General features: G+C 63.5%; 20 protein-coding genes. 10 read left to right on the top strand and 10 right to left on the bottom strand.

Going from position 1 to position 18708, the window contains the following annotated elements; all coding sequences use genetic code 11:
* Positions 1-16 precede the first annotated feature (16 nt).
* On the top strand, positions 17-1003 hold the full coding sequence (locus AC56QQ_RS07255; protein ID WP_489863354.1) for an AraC family transcriptional regulator: 987 nt from the start codon (positions 17-19) through the stop codon (positions 1001-1003).
* Between the two features lie 38 nt (positions 1004-1041).
* On the opposite strand, the gene AC56QQ_RS07250 is transcribed toward AC56QQ_RS07255, so the two are convergent.
* From AC56QQ_RS07250 to AC56QQ_RS07220, 7 genes are all read right to left on the bottom strand, one after another.
* The gene (locus AC56QQ_RS07250; protein ID WP_497126086.1) at positions 1042-2127 is read right to left on the bottom strand and encodes an ABC transporter ATP-binding protein; all 1086 of its coding nucleotides are present in this window, start codon (positions 2125-2127) and stop codon (positions 1042-1044) included.
* A gap of 106 nt (positions 2128-2233) precedes the next feature.
* Entirely contained in the window at positions 2234-3337 is a 1104-nt protein-coding gene (locus AC56QQ_RS07245; RefSeq protein ID WP_489863356.1) for an ABC transporter ATP-binding protein, read from the bottom strand.
* The gene (locus tag AC56QQ_RS07240) at positions 3334-3555 is read right to left on the bottom strand and encodes a hypothetical protein (protein ID WP_256751676.1); all 222 of its coding nucleotides are present in this window, start codon (positions 3553-3555) and stop codon (positions 3334-3336) included. Before AC56QQ_RS07240 ends, AC56QQ_RS07245 begins: the two co-directional genes overlap by 4 nt.
* Positions 3552-4511, bottom strand: coding sequence for a carbohydrate ABC transporter permease (locus AC56QQ_RS07235; RefSeq protein ID WP_497126084.1), 960 nt, complete (start codon positions 4509-4511; stop codon positions 3552-3554). Before AC56QQ_RS07235 ends, AC56QQ_RS07240 begins: the two co-directional genes overlap by 4 nt.
* Position 4512: 1 nt before the next feature.
* Positions 4513-5418, bottom strand: a complete 906-nt coding sequence (locus AC56QQ_RS07230; RefSeq protein ID WP_497126082.1) for a carbohydrate ABC transporter permease — start codon at positions 5416-5418, stop codon at positions 4513-4515.
* A 68-nt stretch (positions 5419-5486) separates the two neighbouring features.
* Entirely contained in the window at positions 5487-6803 is a 1317-nt protein-coding gene (locus tag AC56QQ_RS07225; RefSeq protein ID WP_489863358.1) for an ABC transporter substrate-binding protein, read from the bottom strand.
* Between the two features lie 359 nt (positions 6804-7162).
* The gene (locus tag AC56QQ_RS07220) at positions 7163-7846 is read right to left on the bottom strand and encodes a TetR/AcrR family transcriptional regulator (protein WP_497126080.1); all 684 of its coding nucleotides are present in this window, start codon (positions 7844-7846) and stop codon (positions 7163-7165) included.
* Positions 7847-7956: 110 nt separating this feature from the next.
* On the opposite strand from AC56QQ_RS07220, the gene AC56QQ_RS07215 reads away from it, so the two are divergent.
* Genes AC56QQ_RS07215 through AC56QQ_RS07205 form a run of 3 tightly spaced genes read left to right on the top strand, consistent with a single transcriptional unit; the run spans position 7957 to position 10444 of the window.
* Complete coding sequence (locus AC56QQ_RS07215; protein ID WP_497126077.1) at positions 7957-9153, top strand: Tm-1-like ATP-binding domain-containing protein; 1197 nt, start codon at positions 7957-7959, stop codon at positions 9151-9153.
* Positions 9154-9163: 10 nt separating this feature from the next.
* Positions 9164-10018: a phosphoenolpyruvate hydrolase family protein gene (locus AC56QQ_RS07210; protein WP_497126075.1), complete on the top strand. Its 855-nt coding sequence runs from the start codon at positions 9164-9166 to the stop codon at positions 10016-10018.
* 6 nt (positions 10019-10024) lie between these two features.
* Positions 10025-10444, top strand: a complete 420-nt coding sequence (locus AC56QQ_RS07205) for a cupin domain-containing protein (RefSeq protein WP_497126073.1) — start codon at positions 10025-10027, stop codon at positions 10442-10444.
* Between the two features lie 103 nt (positions 10445-10547).
* Here AC56QQ_RS07205 and AC56QQ_RS07200 read toward each other — a convergent pair whose 3' ends face one another.
* Complete coding sequence (locus tag AC56QQ_RS07200; protein ID WP_497126071.1) at positions 10548-11738, bottom strand: M24 family metallopeptidase; 1191 nt, start codon at positions 11736-11738, stop codon at positions 10548-10550.
* A 50-nt stretch (positions 11739-11788) separates the two neighbouring features.
* Positions 11789-12055 (bottom strand): hypothetical protein, encoded by a 267-nt coding sequence (locus AC56QQ_RS07195; RefSeq protein WP_497126068.1) that lies wholly within the window; start codon positions 12053-12055, stop codon positions 11789-11791.
* Positions 12056-12088: 33 nt separating this feature from the next.
* Here AC56QQ_RS07195 and AC56QQ_RS07190 point away from each other — a divergent pair, with 33 nt between their 5' ends.
* From AC56QQ_RS07190 to AC56QQ_RS07165, 6 genes are all read left to right on the top strand, one after another.
* Positions 12089-13699: an ABC transporter substrate-binding protein gene (locus tag AC56QQ_RS07190; protein WP_497126066.1), complete on the top strand. Its 1611-nt coding sequence runs from the start codon at positions 12089-12091 to the stop codon at positions 13697-13699.
* A 131-nt stretch (positions 13700-13830) separates the two neighbouring features.
* The gene (locus tag AC56QQ_RS07185; protein WP_497126064.1) at positions 13831-14817 is read left to right on the top strand and encodes an ABC transporter permease; all 987 of its coding nucleotides are present in this window, start codon (positions 13831-13833) and stop codon (positions 14815-14817) included.
* Positions 14814-15644 carry an ABC transporter permease gene (locus AC56QQ_RS07180; protein WP_497126062.1) on the top strand — a complete coding sequence of 277 codons (831 nt, stop codon included), beginning with the start codon at positions 14814-14816 and terminating at the stop codon, positions 15642-15644. Before AC56QQ_RS07185 ends, AC56QQ_RS07180 begins: the two co-directional genes overlap by 4 nt.
* Complete coding sequence (locus tag AC56QQ_RS07175; protein ID WP_489863368.1) at positions 15641-16438, top strand: ABC transporter ATP-binding protein; 798 nt, start codon at positions 15641-15643, stop codon at positions 16436-16438. Before AC56QQ_RS07180 ends, AC56QQ_RS07175 begins: the two co-directional genes overlap by 4 nt.
* Positions 16435-17211, top strand: a complete 777-nt coding sequence (locus AC56QQ_RS07170) for an ABC transporter ATP-binding protein (protein WP_497126060.1) — start codon at positions 16435-16437, stop codon at positions 17209-17211. The genes AC56QQ_RS07175 and AC56QQ_RS07170 overlap by 4 nt, the downstream gene beginning before the upstream one ends.
* A gap of 77 nt (positions 17212-17288) precedes the next feature.
* Positions 17289-17795: an L-2-amino-thiazoline-4-carboxylic acid hydrolase gene (locus AC56QQ_RS07165; protein ID WP_497126057.1), complete on the top strand. Its 507-nt coding sequence runs from the start codon at positions 17289-17291 to the stop codon at positions 17793-17795.
* A gap of 27 nt (positions 17796-17822) precedes the next feature.
* Here AC56QQ_RS07165 and AC56QQ_RS07160 read toward each other — a convergent pair whose 3' ends face one another.
* A complete protein-coding gene (locus tag AC56QQ_RS07160; RefSeq protein WP_489863371.1) occupies positions 17823-18605 on the bottom strand; it encodes a DeoR/GlpR family DNA-binding transcription regulator in 783 nt (260 codons plus the stop codon).
* Between the last annotated feature and the right edge of the window lie 103 nt (positions 18606-18708).

The raw sequence follows: 18708 nt of genomic DNA, 5'->3' as shown, positions 1-18708 counted from the left end.
TGCTAGAAACCCCATTATGTTTGACCATTCGTCCAAAATTCCCGTCACTGGCGACCCGCTGACAGACATTCTGCGCGGGTTACGTCTGGATGGCGTCGAGTATGGCCGCTGCGAACTGAAGGAGCCGTGGGGCATCCAGTTCCCGGCTCATCCCGCCGCCCGGTTTCACTTCGTCGGCCGCAGAGGGTGCTGGTTGAAGCAGCCGTCCGGCGAGTGGGTTGAGCTCAATGCCGGCGATGCCGTGTTGTTGCCGCGAGGCGCTGCCCATGTGCTGGCCAGCGAACCCGGCGCGCAGGCCTGGCCAATTCACAGTTACAAGCGCGAGGAGATCTGCAAGGACGTCTTCTGTACGTCGAACGCGGAGATGTGTGACAAGGATTGCCAGCCGGGAACGCTGCTGTTCTGCGCCAGCATGTACTTCAACCTCGACGGTCTGCATCCCTTGCTCGGCATGATGCCGGATGTAATGCGCACGCACGAGCTCGAAGCCTACGAACCGGGTATTCCACATCTGTTGGAGGCGATGGCGCGCGAAGTGACGATGGAGCGCGTCGGCTCTGGCGGCATTCTGGCGCGGCTGGCCGATGTGCTGGCCGCCACCGTCATCCGCTCATGGGTCGAACGTGGCTGCGGTGACTCGTCCGGCTGGATCGCGGCGGTCAGGGATCGGGAAATCGGCCGCGTGCTGGCCGCCATCCACCTCGAACCGAACCACGACTGGACCGTGGAGTCGCTGGCCAAGATGATGGGCGCCTCGCGATCCGGCTTTGCCGAGCGTTTCGCCACCATCGTTGGAGAAACGCCGGCGCGATATGTCACCCAGGTCAGGATGCACCAGGCGCGACAGTGGCTGGTCCGCGACCGGATGAAAATATCAGTCGTTGCCGCGCGCCTCGGCTATGAATCGGACGCCGCCTTCAGCCGCGCCTTCAAGCGCGTCATCGGCTCGGCACCCAGCCACCTTCGCGCCGAAGAACAGGCTGACATCCGCCAAGCCGGCTGAGTCGGGGAGAGTTCGCTCCCCGGTCAATCCGCGGCGACCTACCCGGCGTGCCGCAAGCTGACACCACTGCCTTTGTCGAACAGCACCACCTTGTCCGGGTTCCAGGCAAAGCGCACAGCCTGCTCGATGGCGACATCGGTCCTGGCTGGCACTGTCGCACGCAGCGTAGCGTCGCCGACGCGCAGCGTCAGGATCTTCTCGACGCCATGGTTCTCGACGTCGTGGATGCGCGCCTCAACCGACGCGCCACTCTCAAGATAGACGTCCTCGGGACGAATGCCGAAGACGAGCGGGCGACCATCGGTCGCGCCGCTCGCCCTGGCTCCCCCAGAAAAGGGCAGTTCGAAGTTCAACGGCGCCATCACCGCGCGGCCATTCACCAGCCTGCCGTCGATGAGGTTCATCGGCGGCGAGCCGACGAAGCTCGCCACATAGGTGTCGCGCGGATTGTTGTAGATTTCATGCGGCGTGCCGGTCTGGACGATGCGGCCATGGTTGAGCACGCCGACCTTGTCGCCCATCGACATCGCCTCGATCTGGTCGTGGGTGACGAACAGGAAGGTGGCGCCGAGCTGCATCTGCAGATTCTTCAGTTCCGTGCGCAGCGCCTCGCGCAGCTTCGCGTCGAGCGCCGACAGCGGCTCGTCCATCAGGAACACACGTGGCTTACGCACGATGGCGCGGCCGATGGAGACGCGCTGCATCTCGCCGCCGGACAGCCGGTCGGTCTTGCGGTCGAGCAGATGCTCGATCCTCAGCGTGCGGGCGGCGCGATCGACGCGGTCCTTGATCTCGGCGTCGGGCAGCCGGCGGATCTTCGGCTTCAGCGGGAACTCGAGGTTCTCGCGTACCGTATAGCGTGGATAGAGCGAATATTGCTGCAGCACCAGCGCCACATCGCGCTCGGCCGCCCCCCAGTCGGCGACATCGACGCCATCGATGAAGACCTGGCCTTCGCTCGGCTTCTCGAGGCCGGCGATCAGTCTCAGCGTCGTCGTCTTGCCGGCGCCCGTCTCGCCCAGCAGCACGAAGAATTCGCCATCGGCGATGTCGAGATCGAGCCCGGTCAAGGCGGTATGATTGCCGAATGTCTTCGAGATGTTCTTGAGCTGGATATGGGCCATGGTCAGTTGTCTCGATTCTGTTCGAGGGCGGCCTGCCCTCCGCTATGGCTCCGGGCGTTCGACTGTTCGAAAAGCCAGATCGTTGGCTCTTCGCGGCCTTTGGCCGTCACAGTCTCACCCCCAGCGACTTGCCGCTTGCCGTGTCGAAAAAATGCGCCTGGGCCGGATCGATCCTTGCGAACACCTTCTCGCCGGGACCGCTGACGAAGCCGCTCTTGGTGCGCGCGCGCAGCATCTTGGAGCCGACCTTGAGGTCGACGATATCGAAGGAGCCGAGCGGCTCGACGATCTGCGTCTCGACCGGCAGGAACCCTTCCGCCGCATCGTGGCGAATGAGAACGCCCTCCGGCCGGATGCCGAGCGCCAGCTGGCCACCGGCATGGCCGTTGAGCTTCGACAGCAGCGCCCGCGGAAACTCGAAGCCGGCGGCAGCTCCACCGACCGTCACCGAGACCGACGAAGCCTTTTCGGCGACCGCAGCGTCGGCGACGTTCATCACCGGACTGCCAACGAATTGCGCCACGAACAGATTGGCCGGATGCGAATACACCTCGTCCGGCGAGCCGACCTGCTGCAGCACGCCTTCATGCATGATGACGATGCGGTCGGCGAGGCTCATCGCCTCGATCTGGTCGTGGGTGACATAGATGGTGGTCGAACCCTGCTTGATGTGCAGCCGCTTGATCTCGGCCCGCATCTCCTCGCGCAGCTTGGCGTCGAGCGCGCCGATCGGCTCGTCCATCAGCATCGCTTTCGGCCGCCGCACCAGCGCGCGGCCGATGGCGACGCGCTGCATGTCGCCGCCTGAAAGCGCGGACGGTTTCTTGCCGAGCAGGTCCGATATCTGCAGCGTCTTGGCGACCGAGCGCACTTCCTGGTCGATCTCGCTTTTGCTCTTGCGCGTGGCGCGCAAGGGGAAGGCGATGTTCTCGTAGACGCTCATATGCGGGTAGAGCGAAAACGACTGGAAGACCATGGCGATGTCGCGATCGGCGGCCTTCAGATGCTGAATGGGTTTGCCGTCGATGAGGATGTCCCCCTCGTCAATCGTCTCCAGCCCGGCGATGGCACGCAACGTCGTCGTCTTGCCGCAGCCAGACTGGCCGAGCAGCACGATGAACTCGTTGTCGCTGATCTTGAGGTTCAGGTCCTTGATGACCTGGACGGCGCCGAAGAATTTCTGGACACCGCGAAGCTCGATCTGGGTCAATGCTGTGCTCCCGGATTTCGCATCTGTCCCGTGCCTGCTTTTTCTTCCGGTGCGATCTTCGACGTGATGTTGAAGCCGATCAGCCCGATCAGGATGATGGTCAGGCCATATGTGTGCAGCAACATGTTCCAGGGCTGGCAGAGTGCGACAATGCCGAGCACCATCAGAATCTGCGATCCGGGTTCCAGGTATTTCTGGTTGATGGCGCGAAAGCTCATTTGCGGATCGCTCCGAAGGACATGCCGCGCAACAGATGGTTGCGGAGCAGGAAGGTGAAGATCGCGACCGGCAGCAGGAACAGGAAGGTTCCGGCGGCGATCACCGTCCAGTCCGGCAGGCCGGAGCCGACCTGGCTGGGGATGAAGGGCGGCGCGGTCTGGGCGCGGCGGTTGGTCATGATCAGCGCGAAGGCATATTCGTTCCACGCCGTGATGAAGCAGAACACGGCGGTGGCGGCGATGCCGGTGGCGGCCTCCGGCAGCACGATCTTGAAGAAGGCCTCCATGCGCGTGTAACCGTCGACGAGGGCAGCCTCCTCATATTCCTTCGGGATCTCGTCCATGAAGCCCTTCATCAGCCACACCGAGAAGGACAGGTTGAAGGCGGTGTAGAGGATGATCAAGCCGACATGGGAATCGTTGAGGCCGACCGCCCGGTACATCAGGAACATCGGGATCGCCACCACCACCGGCGGCAGCATGCGCGTCGACAGGATGAAGAACAAAAGGTCCGCCTCGCCCTTCACCTTGAAGCGCGAGAAGCCATAGGCGGTGAACGTGCCCATGCCGACCGCCAGAACCGTCGAGGTGATGGCGATGATCAGCGAGTTCAGGAAGCGGCTCGGATATCCCGACCACTGCACCTGGCCCTTGCCGTCGCGCACGATCTTTTCGCCGCCGTCGAAGACGACGCGCTCCCACCACGGAGCGGCCGCGTACTCTTCCGGCGATGGCGGGCTGCGCATTTGCGAGCGCTTGGTGAACAGCTTCACGAAAGGCGATATTTCCGGCTGGAAGATGACGGTCGGCGGAATGGTAGTTGCGAGGTTACGCGGCTTGAACGCCGTCGAGGCGATCCAGTAGATCGGCGCCAGGAAGATGATCGTCACCACCAGCACGGCGACGATGGCGACGCGGTTGAAGCCGATTTCGGAAGAAGTGCGGACGGCGGCCATCTCAGCGCTCCTTCACCTTGTTGAGGTATTTGACGTAGATGTTGGTGATCGCAAGCACCATGATCAGCACGATGTAGGCCAGCGCGCAGGAGCGCCCGGTCTGCCATTCCCGGAACGCCATCTTGTAGAGCCGGATCGAGATCAGCTCGGCCGTCGGCTGGCTGGTCAGGATGTAGGCGAGGTCGAAGGTCTTGAACGCTTCCATGGTGCGGAAGATGACGGCGATCATCAGGATCGGCGCGACCAGCGGCAGCGTGATGCGGAAGAAGGTGTAGAACGGCCCGGCGCGATCGATCGCGGCGGCCTCGTAGAGATGCTTCGGCACCGCCGACAGGCCGGCCAGCGACAACAGCATGACGAAGGGCGACCACATCCAGATGTCGGTCAGCGCAACGGCATAGAGTGCCATCTTCGGATCCGACAGCCATTCGAAGGTACCGAGGCCGAGCGCATAGTTGATGATGCCGAAGGACGGGTCGTAAAGCAGCTTCCAGAACAGGCCGACGACGGCCATCGACAGCATCATCGGCAGCAGTAAAAGCGTCGTCAGCAACCCCTTCATCGGAATGTCGCGGTTGAGCAGCATCGCCACGCCGAAGCCGACAAGCAACTGTCCGGCGACCGAGATGATGACGTACTTCGCGGTGATGGCGAAGTTGGACCACACATAGGGATCGTTGAGCAGGTCGCGATAGTTCTGCAGGCCGACGAAGTTCGCCGGCGCGTTGGTCGACGCGCGAAAGTCAGTGAAGGAATAGCCGAGCGAATAGATCAGCGGAAAGATGTTGAAGACGATCAGGAACAGGACCGTCGGGATGATGAAGAGGTTGCGGATCGAAATGTCGCTGAGGCCGCGCGCGGCCGCTCTTGAAGACCTGTCCAGTGTGGTGATCATCGTGGTCGCCAAGACCCTGCTCCCGTTTGCAGAAAAAGAAACGGAGGAGGCACCGACGCCCCCTCCGTGAGCCATGATTGTTACTGACCGCGGCCGTACTTCTTGAAGGTCGCGTTCCAGTCGGCGGCCAAAGCGTCCAGCGTTTCCTTGGCGGTGCCTTCGCCGCCGATCATGTAGGGGTAGACGCGCTGGTTGAGCTGCTGCAGCAGTTCGGCATATTCCGGCACCGCCCAGAAGTCCTTCACCTTGAACATGGTCTCGTAGAAGGCCTTGTTGTAGGGCGTGGCGTTCTGGAATTCCGGTGACTTCAGCACGGCGGCACTACAGGTGTAGCCGCCAAGTGCCGCCCACTTCTTCTGGGTCTCGTCCTTGATGAACCATTCCAGGAACTTCATCGCCTCGTCCTGCTTCTGCGAGTAGGAGACGATGGAGATGCCCTGACCGCCAAGCGCTGCGAACTGGTCGCCGTTCGGACCGGGAGGATTGGCGAAGAAGCCGGTGTTCTTGGCGTTCGGGTTCGACGCCTCGTTGATCAGCGAGGGGAAGAACGCGAAGTAGTTCATGCTCATCGCGGCCAGGTTTTCGGTGATCGCCTGGTTGTCCTCGACGAAGAACGACTTGGCCCAGCCCGGAGGCGTGAACTTGTAGAGCTCCTTGTAGGCGTCGAGAGCCGCCACCGCCTTGTCGGAGTTGATGAAGCCGTCGACCTTGTAGGTCGAATAGTCACCGAGCTCGCCGCCATAGGAGAACAGCGCGTTCTCGAAGCCCATCGCCATCGCATCATAGGAATTGTCGGTATAGATGGCGATGCCGTATTTCTTCTGGTCCGGCCGGTAGAAGAACTCGGCGATGTCGCGCAGCGCCTTGAAATCCTTCGGCACATCGAGGTCGTAGCCGTACTTGGCCTTGAAGGCCTCCTTCTCCTTGGGATCCTCGAACCAGTCCTTGCGATAGGACCAGCCGACGGCGTCGCCTTCGAGCGGGATGGCCCAGTACTTGCCGCTGTTGCCGGGATATTCGGCGTAGTATTTCACCGTCGCCGGCGCCATCACGTCTTTCAGCTTGTACTTGTTGAAGAAGTCGGTGAGGTCGACATAGTGGCCGCCGGTCGAGCCGGCGCCGAGCCATTGTGAGTCGCCGACGACCAGATCATAGGCGTCACCATGGGCATTGAACTCGGTGAAGGCCTTGGTCTGGAAGTCGGACCACGGCGTCGTTTCCACCGTGATCTTGACGCCGGTTTCCTTCTCGTACTCGTTGCCGAGTTCCTGCAAATAGTTGGCCGGATCCCATTCCGCCCAGAAGATGGTGAGCGACTTTTCCTGCGCGTAGACGGACGTTCCGCAGGCAAGCGTTAAGCCGATACCAGCAAGCACGCTGGTCACTAACTTGCGCATAATGATTTCCTCCCTTGTGCGCATTCTACCCTGTCATGCGAGCCGGCAACGGGGCCGGCTCCGGTAGTTCCTCCCGTGATCGCGCTCTTCCGGTTCCGGGCCTCCTCGCCCTGCCGGAAAATGGATCGCAGCCCTCACTTTCGATCCGCTTTTCTTTCCTGATCTGGTATTACCAATTTCGCGTGCACGTCAAGCCCTTTCTTGGCAGCTCGGCCTGTCCATTGCTACTGGATTCCGGCTTTATCTGCCTGTTTTCCCATGATTTTCCTACTCAGTGATACGCGCAGGTGTTGTGCGGCACCCCGCATTGCGGTTAATATCAGTACTCAGCACGCAAATCTGGTCTAACCAGATAGGTGCTATTTCACGACTGCCGTTGGATCGACGCTGTTTCCTCCACCGATCGATTCCGTGATCGCGGCGCGCACCAGCGTCGCGGCCGCCCATTGCGCGACCGACATCATGCCGCGGCTGTCCAATCCCCAGATATCCTTGAGCACGATCAGCACCTCGACGCCGAAGATCAGCGACAGCGCCTGCGCCAGCCGCTTGAAATCGCGCGGCGGCAAGCGGCCCTTGAGCGGCGCGATCGCCTCCTTCAGCAATTGGACGCGGTGGCCGCGCGTGAACGCCGGCTCGCCACCCAGCGTGCCGGCCTGGCGCCTCGCCCACTGATCGAGCGACAGCTTCAGCGCCGCCTTGAACGTCGCCTCGAACGCCTCGATGCGCGGCATGGCCGTGTCGAACAGGTCGGCGACCCGGCGCTCGGCATCGGCGGAGGTCGATTGCCAGGTCAGGATTGGCCCCAGCCCCTCGTCGACGACAGCCTGCACCAGTGCGGCCTGGCTCGGAAAATAGCGGTAGGCGGTCGCGCGGGAAACTTTCGCGGCTTCCGCGACCTCACTGACCGACGGTGTGACGCCAGCCTGCATCAGCCTCGTCGCCGTCTCCAGCATCAGCCGTTTGGTCCGCGCGCGGGGTCCACGTTCGGCTCCCTCGGCGTTGTCGTCACTCACCGCGGCTTGTTGACGTGAGACATCCATGTCAATACGATACGCGCGTCTCAAAAAATTGCAATGGCCTTCGGGTGACCGAACGGCGGGCAAAAGAGCGGCAGGCCGTGACGCCAAGCCCGCCTGGATTGGGGAACGCAATGAAGCGCATCTATGTGGTGGGCACCGCTGACACCAAGGGCGAGGAACTCGCCTTCCTGGCCGATGCCATCGCCGCCACCGGTGCCGCTGTGTCCCGCATCGATGTCGGAACGCGCGGCGCGACCATCCCCGTCGACATCACCGCGCGGGAAATTGCCAATCATCACCCCGGTGGGAGCAAAGCCGTGCTCGGCGGCAATGATCGCGGCGCCGCGGTCGCGGCGATGGGCATCGCCTTCGCCCGCTTTGCTCAATCGAGAAACGACATCGCCGCCATGATCGGCATTGGCGGCGGCGGTGGCACCTCGATCATCACGTCGGGCATGCGCGCGCTGCCGCTCGGTCTGCCGAAGATCATGGTCTCGACGCTCGCCTCTGGCGACACCGCACCCTATGTCGACGTCTCCGACATCATCATGATGCCTTCGGTGACCGACATGGCCGGACTGAACCGGCTTTCCCGTGTCGTGTTGCACAATGCCGCCCAGGCGATTTCTGGCATGGCGGCCAGGCCAGCGCCGCCACCCGACGGCAAGCCGTCGATCGGGCTCACCATGTTCGGCGTCACCACGCCTTGCGTGACCGCCATCGCCGACCAGCTCCGTTCGACCTATGACTGCATTGTTTTCCATGCCACCGGCACCGGCGGCCGCAGCATGGAGAAGCTGGCCGACAGCGGCCTGCTGTCCGGCATCATCGATATCACCACAACGGAGGTCTGCGATCTCCTGTTCGGCGGGGTGCTGCCGGCGACGGAGGATCGCTTCGGCGCGATCGCCCGAACCGGCCTGCCCTATGTCGGTTCGGTCGGGGCGCTCGACATGGTCAATTTCTGGGCACCGTCGACCATTCCGGAACGCTATAGCGGACGGCTGTTCTACGAGCACAATCCGAATGTCACGCTAATGCGGACCACAGCGGACGAATGCCGCCAGATCGGCGAATGGATCGGCACCAGGCTCGCCCTCTGCGAGGGGCCGGTGCATTTCCTCATTCCGGAAAAAGGCGTCTCGGCGCTCGACGTTGAAGGGGGCGCCTTCTTCGATCCCGAAGCCGACGCCGTCCTGTTCGAGGCCATCGAGCGCACCATCAAGCCGAACGGCAGGCGCCGCGTGACGCGTTTGCCGCTGCATATCAACGATCCCGAATTTGCCGGGGCGGCAACTGCCGCCTTCCTCGACATCGCCAGACAGTAAGAGGCCAGACATGCCCGCCATACCGCGCAAGGACATACTGAGGAAATTCAGGGGAATGATCGACAAGGGCGTGCCGATCGTCGGCGGCGGCGCCGGCACCGGCCTGTCGGCCAAGGCCGAGGAAGCCGGCGGCATCGACCTCATCATCATCTACAATTCCGGCCGCTACAGGATGGCTGGGCGCGGCTCGGCCGCCGGCCTGCTCGCCTATGGCAACGCCAACGAGATCGTCAAGGAAATGGCCTACGAGGTGTTGCCGGTGGTCAGACACACGCCGGTGCTGGCCGGCGTCAACGGCACCGATCCGTTCGTCATCATGCCGCTGTTCCTGGCCGAACTGAAGACGATGGGTTTTTCCGGCGTGCAGAATTTCCCCACCATCGGCCTGTTCGACGGCAACATGCGGCAAAGCTTCGAGGAAACCGGCATGGGCTTCGGGCTCGAGGTCGACATGATCGCCGAGGCGCACAAGCTCGACCTGCTGACGACACCCTATGTCTTCAACCCCGACGAGGCTCGCGCCATGACCAAGGCCGGCGCCGACATCGTCGTCGCCCATATGGGCGTGACGACCGGCGGCTCGATCGGCGCCACCTCGGCCAAGTCGCTTGACGACTGCGTCGTCGAGATCGATGCCATCGCCAATGCTGCGCGCTCGGTGCGCAAGGATGTCATCCTGCTTTGCCATGGCGGGCCGATCTCGATGCCGGACGACGCCCGCTATATCCTCGACCGCTGCAAGGGCCTGCATGGCTTCTATGGCGCCAGCTCGATGGAACGGCTGCCGGCGGAAGCCGCGATCGCCAGGCAGACGGCCGATTTCAAGGCCGTCACGCTGCATAACCAGAAGAAAAAGAAGGGATGATGAGAGATGACCGACAAGAACAAAATGTTTGTCTATCCTAAGGACGTCAGCGCCTTCGGCTTCGACTGGGGCCGGCTTGCGCTGACCGTCGCGCCCGAAGTGAATGGCGCAAACCGTTTTTCCGGCGGCGTCGTCGACCTGCCGTCAGGCAAGGGCCACACCCGCCACAATCATCCCGGCGCCGAGGAGATCATCTTCGTCATCTCCGGCAACGGCGAACAGATGGTCGAGGACGAGAAGGGCAATCCGGTGGTCGAGAAGGTCGGTCCCGGCTGCACCATCTACGTGCCGGAAAGCCGCTTCCACTCCACGCTCAACACCGGTGACGGACCTATGCAACTCTTCGTCGTCTATTCGCCGGCCGGACCGGAACTGGTGTTGCGGGAACTACCGGATTTCAGGCTGATCCCGGCAGGTGGGAAATAGCTTTCTCGAGCAGAGCCGCCCCTCGTTGTCCTGCCGGACATTTCTCCCCGTTCCACGGGGAGAAGTGCCGGCAGGCGGATGAGGGCAGCGCCGACTTTGGACTTTATAAAGTCCCACCCCTGTTCCACCCCCGGCCGCGATCGCCAAACATCACGTAACCGGCATCCGTCACCGCCACCGTGTCTTCCAGCTTGATGAAGCCGCGCGTCGGGTGGAGCATCGTCGTCTCGACCGACAGCACCATGTTCTTTTCCAACGGCTTTGCCGCATAGGTGCCTTCATAGGTCACCGGATGATTGGTCATCAGGAATGGCGCTTCGTGCGTGATCAGGCCCATGCCGTGGGCGAAGAAATCCGTATAGGGCGCGACCTTGGATTTCTTCAGCACGCCCTCTGCGTGAGCAATCATGTCGCCGCCCAGCGTGCCCGCCTTCACCTTCGAAAAGGCCGCCTGCTGCACTGTTTCGACCTCGGCCAGCAGGTCCTCGAGTTCGGCATCCGGTTCGCCGAGAATACCCATCCGGCAGAGGTCGCCGATATAGCCGTGATAGTTGCCGCCGGAATCGATCGACAGCACCTCGCCCTTCTTCCACGCCTGCGGCGAGGCGGCGCGGTTGTGGCTGGAGCCCAGCGTCAGCAGGCAATATTCGAAATGCGCGCCGCGATTGGTTTCCTCGCGCCGCAACTGCTCGATGATCTCGGTCTTGGTCGTGCCTTCACGTGCCCAGGCAATGGTTGCCAGCATGGAATCGGTGATCAGTTCGGAGGCCGTGCGCAGCTTCTCCAGCTCCGCATCGGTCTTGATGGCGCGCATGCTTTCCAGCATGGCCGTCGCATCGATCAGCTTGGCATCCGGCAGCGCCTTGCGGATCAGCGTAAAGGCGTCCGACGGCAGGAAGCCCGGCTCGATGCCGATGCGGGCACCAGCCTTGCCGATCTTCCGTAGGTGCTCGACCGCGAGGTTGGCGGCATCCAGCGTGCCCCAGCAGGCGGCGTGCAGCGTCGGCGTCCAGAACGGATTGTTCTGGTGCTCGCCGCCTTCCATTCGGTTGCCGATATAGGCGGCATGATCGGGCCCGCCCTTCTCATAGATGACAACGGGCAGATAACGGCTGTGGCCGATCGCATCCATGGCGGCGAAGAAGATGAACTTGTAGCCGCCAAGCAGATATTGCGTGTTGTGCTTGGAGGTGGCGAGCAGCACATCGATGCCGGCCTCCTCCATCAGCCGGTCGACCCTTGCCTGGTCGAACGGGATATTGCTGACGGCACTCTTGCCCGGAGCAACGTTCATCTCTCTCTCCCTGAATTGCCTGGGATCGCCGGCTGTTCTGCTCCCGATCCTCAAGCGTAGATCAAATCTGCACCATCTTGCCCACTCTGGTCCAGCCAGAAATAGGCATAATGGGACTGGTTGGCGGTCACCCACGTGTCATTGGCCATACAACCGCTCAATTTGGTCCTACCAGAATGAGCAAATTGAATCGCTTCGTCCAAACTGGTCCAGCGGACGAAAATTTCAAAGCCAAGCGAGGATGCGCCAATTCCGTCTCTGGCGAAACCCTCGGCAAGGCTCATAATCGCCACCGCCAGGATGCTGGCTTGGCGCACCCGTTCGGGTCGCGGAGAGGACGGAGTTCGATCATGTCAGGTTTCACGATTTCCAGACGCACGATGCTTGCCGGTTCGGCGATGCTGCTAGCCTCCACCGCCATGCCTGATATCGGCCGGGCGCAAACGCCGAAGAAGGGTGGGCGGCTGGTGCTCGCCGCCGATTCCGAGCCGCGCAACCTCAACTCGGCGATTGTCGCCTCCAACGGCGTCTTTTTCATCTCCAGCAAGATCGTCGAAACGCTGGCCGAAGCCTCCTTCGACGGCAAGGACGGGCTCGCGCCGCGACTGGCGCTGAGCTGGGAAGGTGCCGCCGATGGGCTGTCGGTGACCTTCAAATTGCGCGATGGCGTCAAATGGCATGACGGCAAGCCGTTCACCTCGGCCGACGTCGCCTTCTCGGCGCTGCAGATCTGGAAGCCGCTGCAGAATCTCGGCCGCACCGTGTTCAAGGATCTGGCTAGCGTCGACACCCCTGACGATCTCACCGCCGTGTTCAAATTCTCCAAGCCGACACCGTTCCAGCTGATCCGCAACGCGCTGCCGGCGCTGAGCAGCGTGGTGCCCGGGCATATCTACGAGGTCGGCAAGATCGAGGACAACCCGGCCAACAACGCGCCCATCGGCACCGGGCCGTTCAAGTTCGGCGAATACAAGGCCGGCCAGTATTACCGGCTGACGAAGAACCCCGATTACTGGGGCAAGGACGAGCCCTATCTCGACGAGATCATCTATCAGGTATTGCCTGACCGCACGTCGGCGGCGAGCGCGCTTGAAGCAGAAGAAATCCAGCTCGCGGCTTTCTCTGCCGTGCCGCTTGCAGATCTCGACCGCATCTCCAAGGTGCCCGGCCTGAAGGTGATCTCCAAGGGCTATGAAGGGCTGACCTATCAGCTCGTGGTCGAGATCAATCATCGCCGCAAGGAACTGGCCGATCTCAAGGTGCGCCAAGCGATCGCGCACGCCATCGACAAGGATTTCGTCGTCAAGACGGTGTTCCTCGGTTATGCCGCCACCGCCACCGGCCCGGTGCCGAAGAACGATCCGCAGTTCTACTCCGCCGACGTGCCCGCCTATCCCTTCGACGTCGCCAAGGCCAACGCGCTGCTCGACGAGGCCGGTTACAAGAAAGGCCCGGACGGCAAGCGCTTTACGCTAAAACTTTTGCCGGCGCCCTATTTCAACGAGACCAAGCAGTTCGGCGACTATCTGCGCCAGGCGCTCGCGGCAATAGGCATCGACGCGCAACTGGTCAACAACGACTCGGCCGCGCACATCAAGGCCGTCTACACCGACCACGCCTTCGACCTTGCCGTCGGCCCGCCGGTGTTCCGCGGCGACCCGGCGATCTCGACCACAATCCTGGTGCAGAGCGGCATTCCCGACGGCGTGCCGTTCTCCAATCAAGGCGGCTACAAGAACGACGCGCTCGACGCCCTCATCGCCAAGGCATCGGAAACCCTCGACACATCTGCCCGCACCGATCTCTACAAGGAATTCCAGAAGGAGGTCGCCGCCGACCTGCCGCTGATCAACGTCGCCGAATGGAGCTTTATCAGCGTCGCTCGTGACACCGTGGGCAACATCGCCAACAATCCGCGCTGGGCGGTGTCGAACTGGGCGGACACCTATCTGGCGGGCTGACCTCTCCAGGCTTGCAGAACGTCTATCCGGGTGCTCAGGTTCGATAATGAAAGTTCCTTCGCGCCCGCCTCTGTCCTGCCTCATATCTCCGCCGGGTTCACCCTCCCCACAAGGGGGAGGGTGAAAGTGGCATGACTCGCGCCCTCATCCTCCTCCGTCGCCGCCTCGTCGGCAGCATCTTCGTGCTGCTGATCGTCGTCATCGGCACCTTCCTGCTGCTCGAAGCCGCACCCGGCGACGCCGTCGACGCCTATATCGTCTCGACCGGCGGCGATGCCGGCATGATCGAGCTGTTGCGCCACCGCTGGGGCCTCGACCAGTCGGAACTGACACGGCTGGCCAACTATCTCTGGGCGCTGCTGCACCTCGATCTCGGCCAGTCGGTGACGTTCTCCAGGCCGATCCGCGACGTGATCCTCGAACGGCTGCCCAACACGCTGCTGTTGATGGTCAGCGCCACAGCGCTTTCCTTCGGGCTGGGCTCGGCACTCGGCATCTATGCAGGCGCCAGACCCGGCAGCGTCCGTGACCGAATCCTGTCGATCGGCTCACTGGCGCTCTATGCGGTGCCGGGCTTTTGGCTCGGCCTGGTGCTGATCGTCATCTTTGCCGTCGACCTGCGCTGGCTGCCGATCGGCGGCATCGAAACCCTGGCTTCCGACAAGACCGGGCTCGACCGCGCCACCGACATCGCCATCCATCTCGTCCTGCCGGTGGCGGCGCTCGGCTTCATCTACCTCGCGCTCTATCTGCGCATGATGCGTGCCGGCATGGCCGAGGTCTGGCGCCAGGATTTTGTGCTGGCCGCCCGCGCCAAGGGGCTTTCGCGCCGCCGCATCGTGCTCGCCCACGTCGCCCGCAACGCACTGCTGCCGCTGGTCACCATGCTCGGCCTGCAGTCGGCGCAGATGCTCGGCGGCAGCGTCGTCATCGAGAGCGTCTTTTCCGTGCCCGGCCTCGGCCGGCTGGCGCAGGAAGCGGTGGCCGCGCGCGACACGCCCTTGCTGCTCGGCATCATCCTCGTCAGTGCCGTGCTGGTCGTCGTCATCAACCTGCTCGTCGACATCGCCTATGCCTTCCTCGATCCGCGCGTCGGCGCCGGCGAGGCCGGCGCATGAGCCGCTTCCGCCGCTTTCTGCGCACGCCTGAGGCAGTTGCGGGCGCCATCATGCTGGCGGCGCTGATCGCCATGGCGCTGTCGGCATCGCTGCTGTTTCCCGGCGACCCGCAAGCGATCGCCGGCCCCGCACTTTTGCCGCCATTTCAGGACTGGTCGCTGCCGCTCGGCACCGATCGGCTCGGCCGCGACGTTCTGGCCGAGCTTTTCCATGGCGCCCGCACTTCGCTTGCCGTCGGGCTCGCGGCGGCAGCGGCGGCGCTCGTCGTCGGCTCTGTGGTCGGCACGCTGGCCGGCTTTGCCGGCGGCCTCATCGACGAGGTACTGATGCGCATCACCGATGCCTTCCAGACCGTGCCAAGCTTCCTGCTGGCGCTGGCCTTCGTCAGCGTCGTCGGGCCGTCGCTCGGCATCGTGGTGATTGCCATCGCGCTTGGCACCTGGATTGGGCCTGCTCGAGTCGCGCGCGCGGAAGTCCTCTCCATCCGTGAGCGCGATTATGTCGCCAGCGCCCGCGCCATCGGCATGCATCCGCTCGAGATCGCCTTTCGCGAGGTGCTGCCCAATGCCTTGCCGCCGGTGCTTGCGATGTCCTCGGTGATCGTCGCCGCCGCGATCCTCACCGAAGCGGCCTTGTCCTTTCTCGGCCTCGGCGACCCCAACCGGGTCACCTGGGGCGGCATGATCGCCGAAGGCCGCGCCGTGCTGCGCACCGCCCCCTTCCTGTCGATCGTCCCGGGCATTGCACTGGTGCTGACTGTGCTGGGCGTCTATCTCGCTGGTGAGGGCGTCGTCGAGACGACGGCCGTGAGAAGAGGCCTGTCGTGACCGCGCTGGCGTCGATCCGCGACCTGACGGTGACCTACCGCCGCGACGGCAACGAGGTGGCGGCGCTGAGGAACATCAGCCTCGACATCGTCGCTGGCGAACGCCTCGCCGTCATCGGCGAAAGCGGTTCGGGCAAGAGCACGCTGGCATTGGCCATTGCCGGGCTGTTGCCGGCGGCGTCTCAGATCGATGGGCGGATCGAGTGGCCCGGCCTCGGCCGGGCACTCCTCGGCGGCCGCGACATCGGCTTCGTCTTCCAGGATCCCTCCGCCAGCCTCGATCCTGTGATGCCAATCGGCAAGCAAATCGCCGAAGTGGCGCGCACGCATCTCGGCCTCACATGGCCGCGGGCGTACACGAGGACAAAAAACTTGCTGGAACGCGTCCGTCTGCCGGACCCGGACTCAGCCCTGCTGGCCTTCCCGCATCAGCTCTCCGGCGGCCAGAAACAGCGTGTGGCGATCGCCGCCGCGATTGCGGCCGGTCCGAAATTGCTGATCGCCGACGAGGCGACCTCCGCGCTCGACACCATCGTGCAGGCCGAGATCGTCGCCTTGATCCGGCGGCTGGTGGCCGAGGACGGCATGACGCTGCTGTTCATCAGCCACGACATCGCATTGGCGGCCGAGCTTGCCGAGCGCATCGCCGTGTTCCGCCACGGCCAACTGGTCGAGCTTGGCGCGACGGCGCGGATTGTCGACGCCCCAGCCCAGCCTTACACACGCGCGCTGCTCGACGCCCATATCGGCCTCGACGCCGAACCGTTGTTGAACCGAAGCGGTCTCGCCACATGAGCCTGCTGGCGGTTTCCAATCTCACCAAACGATACCGTCGCGGCGGCAAGAGCATCGCCGCCGTCGACGACGTCTCCTTTCATATCGACCCCGGCGAAACGCTGGCACTGGCCGGGCCCTCCGGCAGCGGCAAGTCGACGATCGCGCGACTGGTGCTGCGCTTGATCGAGCCGGACGCCGGACGCATCGAATTCGAAGACAATGATTTCCTCGCCTTGAGTGGCGCCGCCTTGCGTGCGCGCCGCGCGCGCCTGCAGATGGTGTTCCAGGATCCGCTTTCCGCCTTCAACCCGCGCCCCACCGTGGCACGCGTGCTCGACGATCCCTTGCGCATCCATGGCATCGCCTCGCGTTCCGAGCGCCCGCGCCGGATCGCCGCCTTGCTGGAGCGCGTCGGACTGGGGGCGGGGCTTACCTCGCGCGCCATCCATGAAATCTCTGGTGGCCAGCGGCAGCGCGTCGCCATCGCTCGCGCCATCGCCACGAAACCGTCGCTGATCGTACTCGACGAGGCGGTGTCTGCCCTCGACGTTTCGGTGCGCGGGCAGATCCTCGACCTTTTGCTCGACCTGCAACACCAGGAACGGATTGCCTATCTCTTCATTTCGCATGATCTCGGCGTGGTCCGGGCAGTCGCCCACCGCGTCATCCTCCTCGATGCCGGGCGGATTGCCGAGAGCGGCGCTGCCCGAGCCGTCATCGACGCGCCGCGATCGGCCATCGGCAAGGCGCTGGTGGCGACCGCGCCAAGATTGCACAGAACCAGGCCATGATCCCGAAAGAAGGACCGCGCCAGCGAGAAGTGGGATCCGGTTTTCGGACAAGCAGACAACAAAACCAGGACGCATGAATGACCGACCCCGAAGCCAGAGCCGAAAGACTGTCGCGCGAACTCGATTCCGCCTTTCGCAACCGGGCCGATCTCTACCGCTTGTTCCTCGATGAGTTGACCGGAGAACTGGGCGCCGAAAAGGCCGAGACCATCATGATCCGCGCCATCGAACAGCGCGGCAGGGAGGTGGCCGCGGCTGCGTTCGCCGCGTTCGGCCCCAATGACGCAGGCGCGATCGGCGAAGCCTTCCTGGCGGTCAGCCCGGATGGCGGCCGCATGTACCCGACCGATGTCGAACGCGGCGACGACCGCATCGCCTTCAAGGTCGAACGCTGCCCGCTGAAGGACGCCTGGATCGAGGCTGGGCTCGGTGATGAAAAGCTCGCCACGCTCTGCCGCATCGCCGGCGCCTTCGACCGTGGCCTGTTCGAGGCGACTGGCGTGCGTTTCGAAAATGTCACCTGGACGCCGGGCCACGGCTCCGGCTGTTGCCATATTGCACTGACGAACCGGGACGGCGCCTGAACAGGCGCACCGCCCTGTGCCTCGCTGTCAGCTGCCTGCAAAAACATGCAGCTCCGTTCCGGCTTCTTCGATCGCCGCACGCAACTCGGCCTGGGGCTCGACGTCAGTGACGATGTCGGCGATGTCGCCTAGCGTGCACACGCGCTCGAGGCTGGCACGGCCGAGCTTGTCGTTGGTGACCACCAGCATTGTCGACAGCGCGCGCGAGATCATCGCCCGCTTGACGGCGGCCGCGCCTGATATCATGTCATTCGGGCCATCGACCGTCAGACCAGACGCGCCGATGATGGCGATGTCGGCATTGTAGCGGCGGACGAATTCGACGGTGTCTTCGCCCAGCACGCTGCCCTCGCGGCTGTCATAGGTTCCCGGACAAAGGATGACGCGGAACGTCGGGTTGGCGCCGGTCACCGACGCCACGCCGGTGGAGTTGGTGATGACGGTCAGGTTGCGCGCCAGTTGCGACAGATTGCGCGCCACCTCGTAGGTTGTCGAACCGCCGTCGATCATGACGATCTGGCCCTTTTCGATCAGGCCGGCCGCGCCGCGCCCGATCCGGGCACGTTCCTCGACCATGGTCAGGCCACGTTCGGAAATGGCCGGTTCGGACGTCACCAGCGAAATCGTCGCGCCGCCATAGGTACGGTTGAGCAGCCCGGCCTCGCCAAGCTCAATGAGATCGCGGCGGATCGTTTCGCCGGCGACACCGATGCGCCTGGCGAGCTTCGAGATGCGGATCGACGCCGACCGGCGCACTTCCGACAGGATGAGCTCGTGCCGCTCCTTTTTCGTCAGCCGACCCTGCTCCATGACGCCCCCTCCCGCAATCAGCGCGTTCGCAGCCCCGCCTATCCATCAATTCCTGCCAGCGTTAAGGCAGATGACGCCCGGCCCATATCCCGAACCCGAAGAC

It is taken from the genome of Mesorhizobium sp. RCAM 05099 (assembly GCF_059683685.1).
Note: the sequence above shows the minus strand (reverse complement) of the source record. Positions and strands in the feature narration are given on the sequence as shown.

What these genes read in the sequence shown, in the direction of transcription:
- AC56QQ_RS07255 (WP_489863354.1), top strand. Translation starts at nt 17, where the DNA reads ATGTTTGACCATTCGTCCAAAATTCCCGTCACTGGCGACCCGCTGACA.
- AC56QQ_RS07250 (WP_497126086.1), bottom strand. Translation starts at nt 2,127, where the DNA reads ATGGCCCATATCCAGCTCAAGAACATCTCGAAGACATTCGGCAATCAT.
- AC56QQ_RS07240 (WP_256751676.1), bottom strand. Translation starts at nt 3,555, where the DNA reads ATGAGCTTTCGCGCCATCAACCAGAAATACCTGGAACCCGGATCGCAG.
- AC56QQ_RS07235 (WP_497126084.1), bottom strand. Translation starts at nt 4,511, where the DNA reads ATGGCCGCCGTCCGCACTTCTTCCGAAATCGGCTTCAACCGCGTCGCC.
- AC56QQ_RS07225 (WP_489863358.1), bottom strand. Translation starts at nt 6,803, where the DNA reads ATGCGCAAGTTAGTGACCAGCGTGCTTGCTGGTATCGGCTTAACGCTT.
- AC56QQ_RS07220 (WP_497126080.1), bottom strand. Translation starts at nt 7,846, where the DNA reads ATGGATGTCTCACGTCAACAAGCCGCGGTGAGTGACGACAACGCCGAG.
- AC56QQ_RS07215 (WP_497126077.1), top strand. Translation starts at nt 7,957, where the DNA reads ATGAAGCGCATCTATGTGGTGGGCACCGCTGACACCAAGGGCGAGGAA.
- AC56QQ_RS07210 (WP_497126075.1), top strand. Translation starts at nt 9,164, where the DNA reads ATGCCCGCCATACCGCGCAAGGACATACTGAGGAAATTCAGGGGAATG.
- AC56QQ_RS07205 (WP_497126073.1), top strand. Translation starts at nt 10,025, where the DNA reads ATGACCGACAAGAACAAAATGTTTGTCTATCCTAAGGACGTCAGCGCC.
- AC56QQ_RS07200 (WP_497126071.1), bottom strand. Translation starts at nt 11,738, where the DNA reads ATGAACGTTGCTCCGGGCAAGAGTGCCGTCAGCAATATCCCGTTCGAC.
- AC56QQ_RS07190 (WP_497126066.1), top strand. Translation starts at nt 12,089, where the DNA reads ATGTCAGGTTTCACGATTTCCAGACGCACGATGCTTGCCGGTTCGGCG.
- AC56QQ_RS07185 (WP_497126064.1), top strand. Translation starts at nt 13,831, where the DNA reads ATGACTCGCGCCCTCATCCTCCTCCGTCGCCGCCTCGTCGGCAGCATC.
- AC56QQ_RS07180 (WP_497126062.1), top strand. Translation starts at nt 14,814, where the DNA reads ATGAGCCGCTTCCGCCGCTTTCTGCGCACGCCTGAGGCAGTTGCGGGC.
- AC56QQ_RS07170 (WP_497126060.1), top strand. Translation starts at nt 16,435, where the DNA reads ATGAGCCTGCTGGCGGTTTCCAATCTCACCAAACGATACCGTCGCGGC.
- AC56QQ_RS07165 (WP_497126057.1), top strand. Translation starts at nt 17,289, where the DNA reads ATGACCGACCCCGAAGCCAGAGCCGAAAGACTGTCGCGCGAACTCGAT.
- AC56QQ_RS07160 (WP_489863371.1), bottom strand. Translation starts at nt 18,605, where the DNA reads ATGGAGCAGGGTCGGCTGACGAAAAAGGAGCGGCACGAGCTCATCCTG.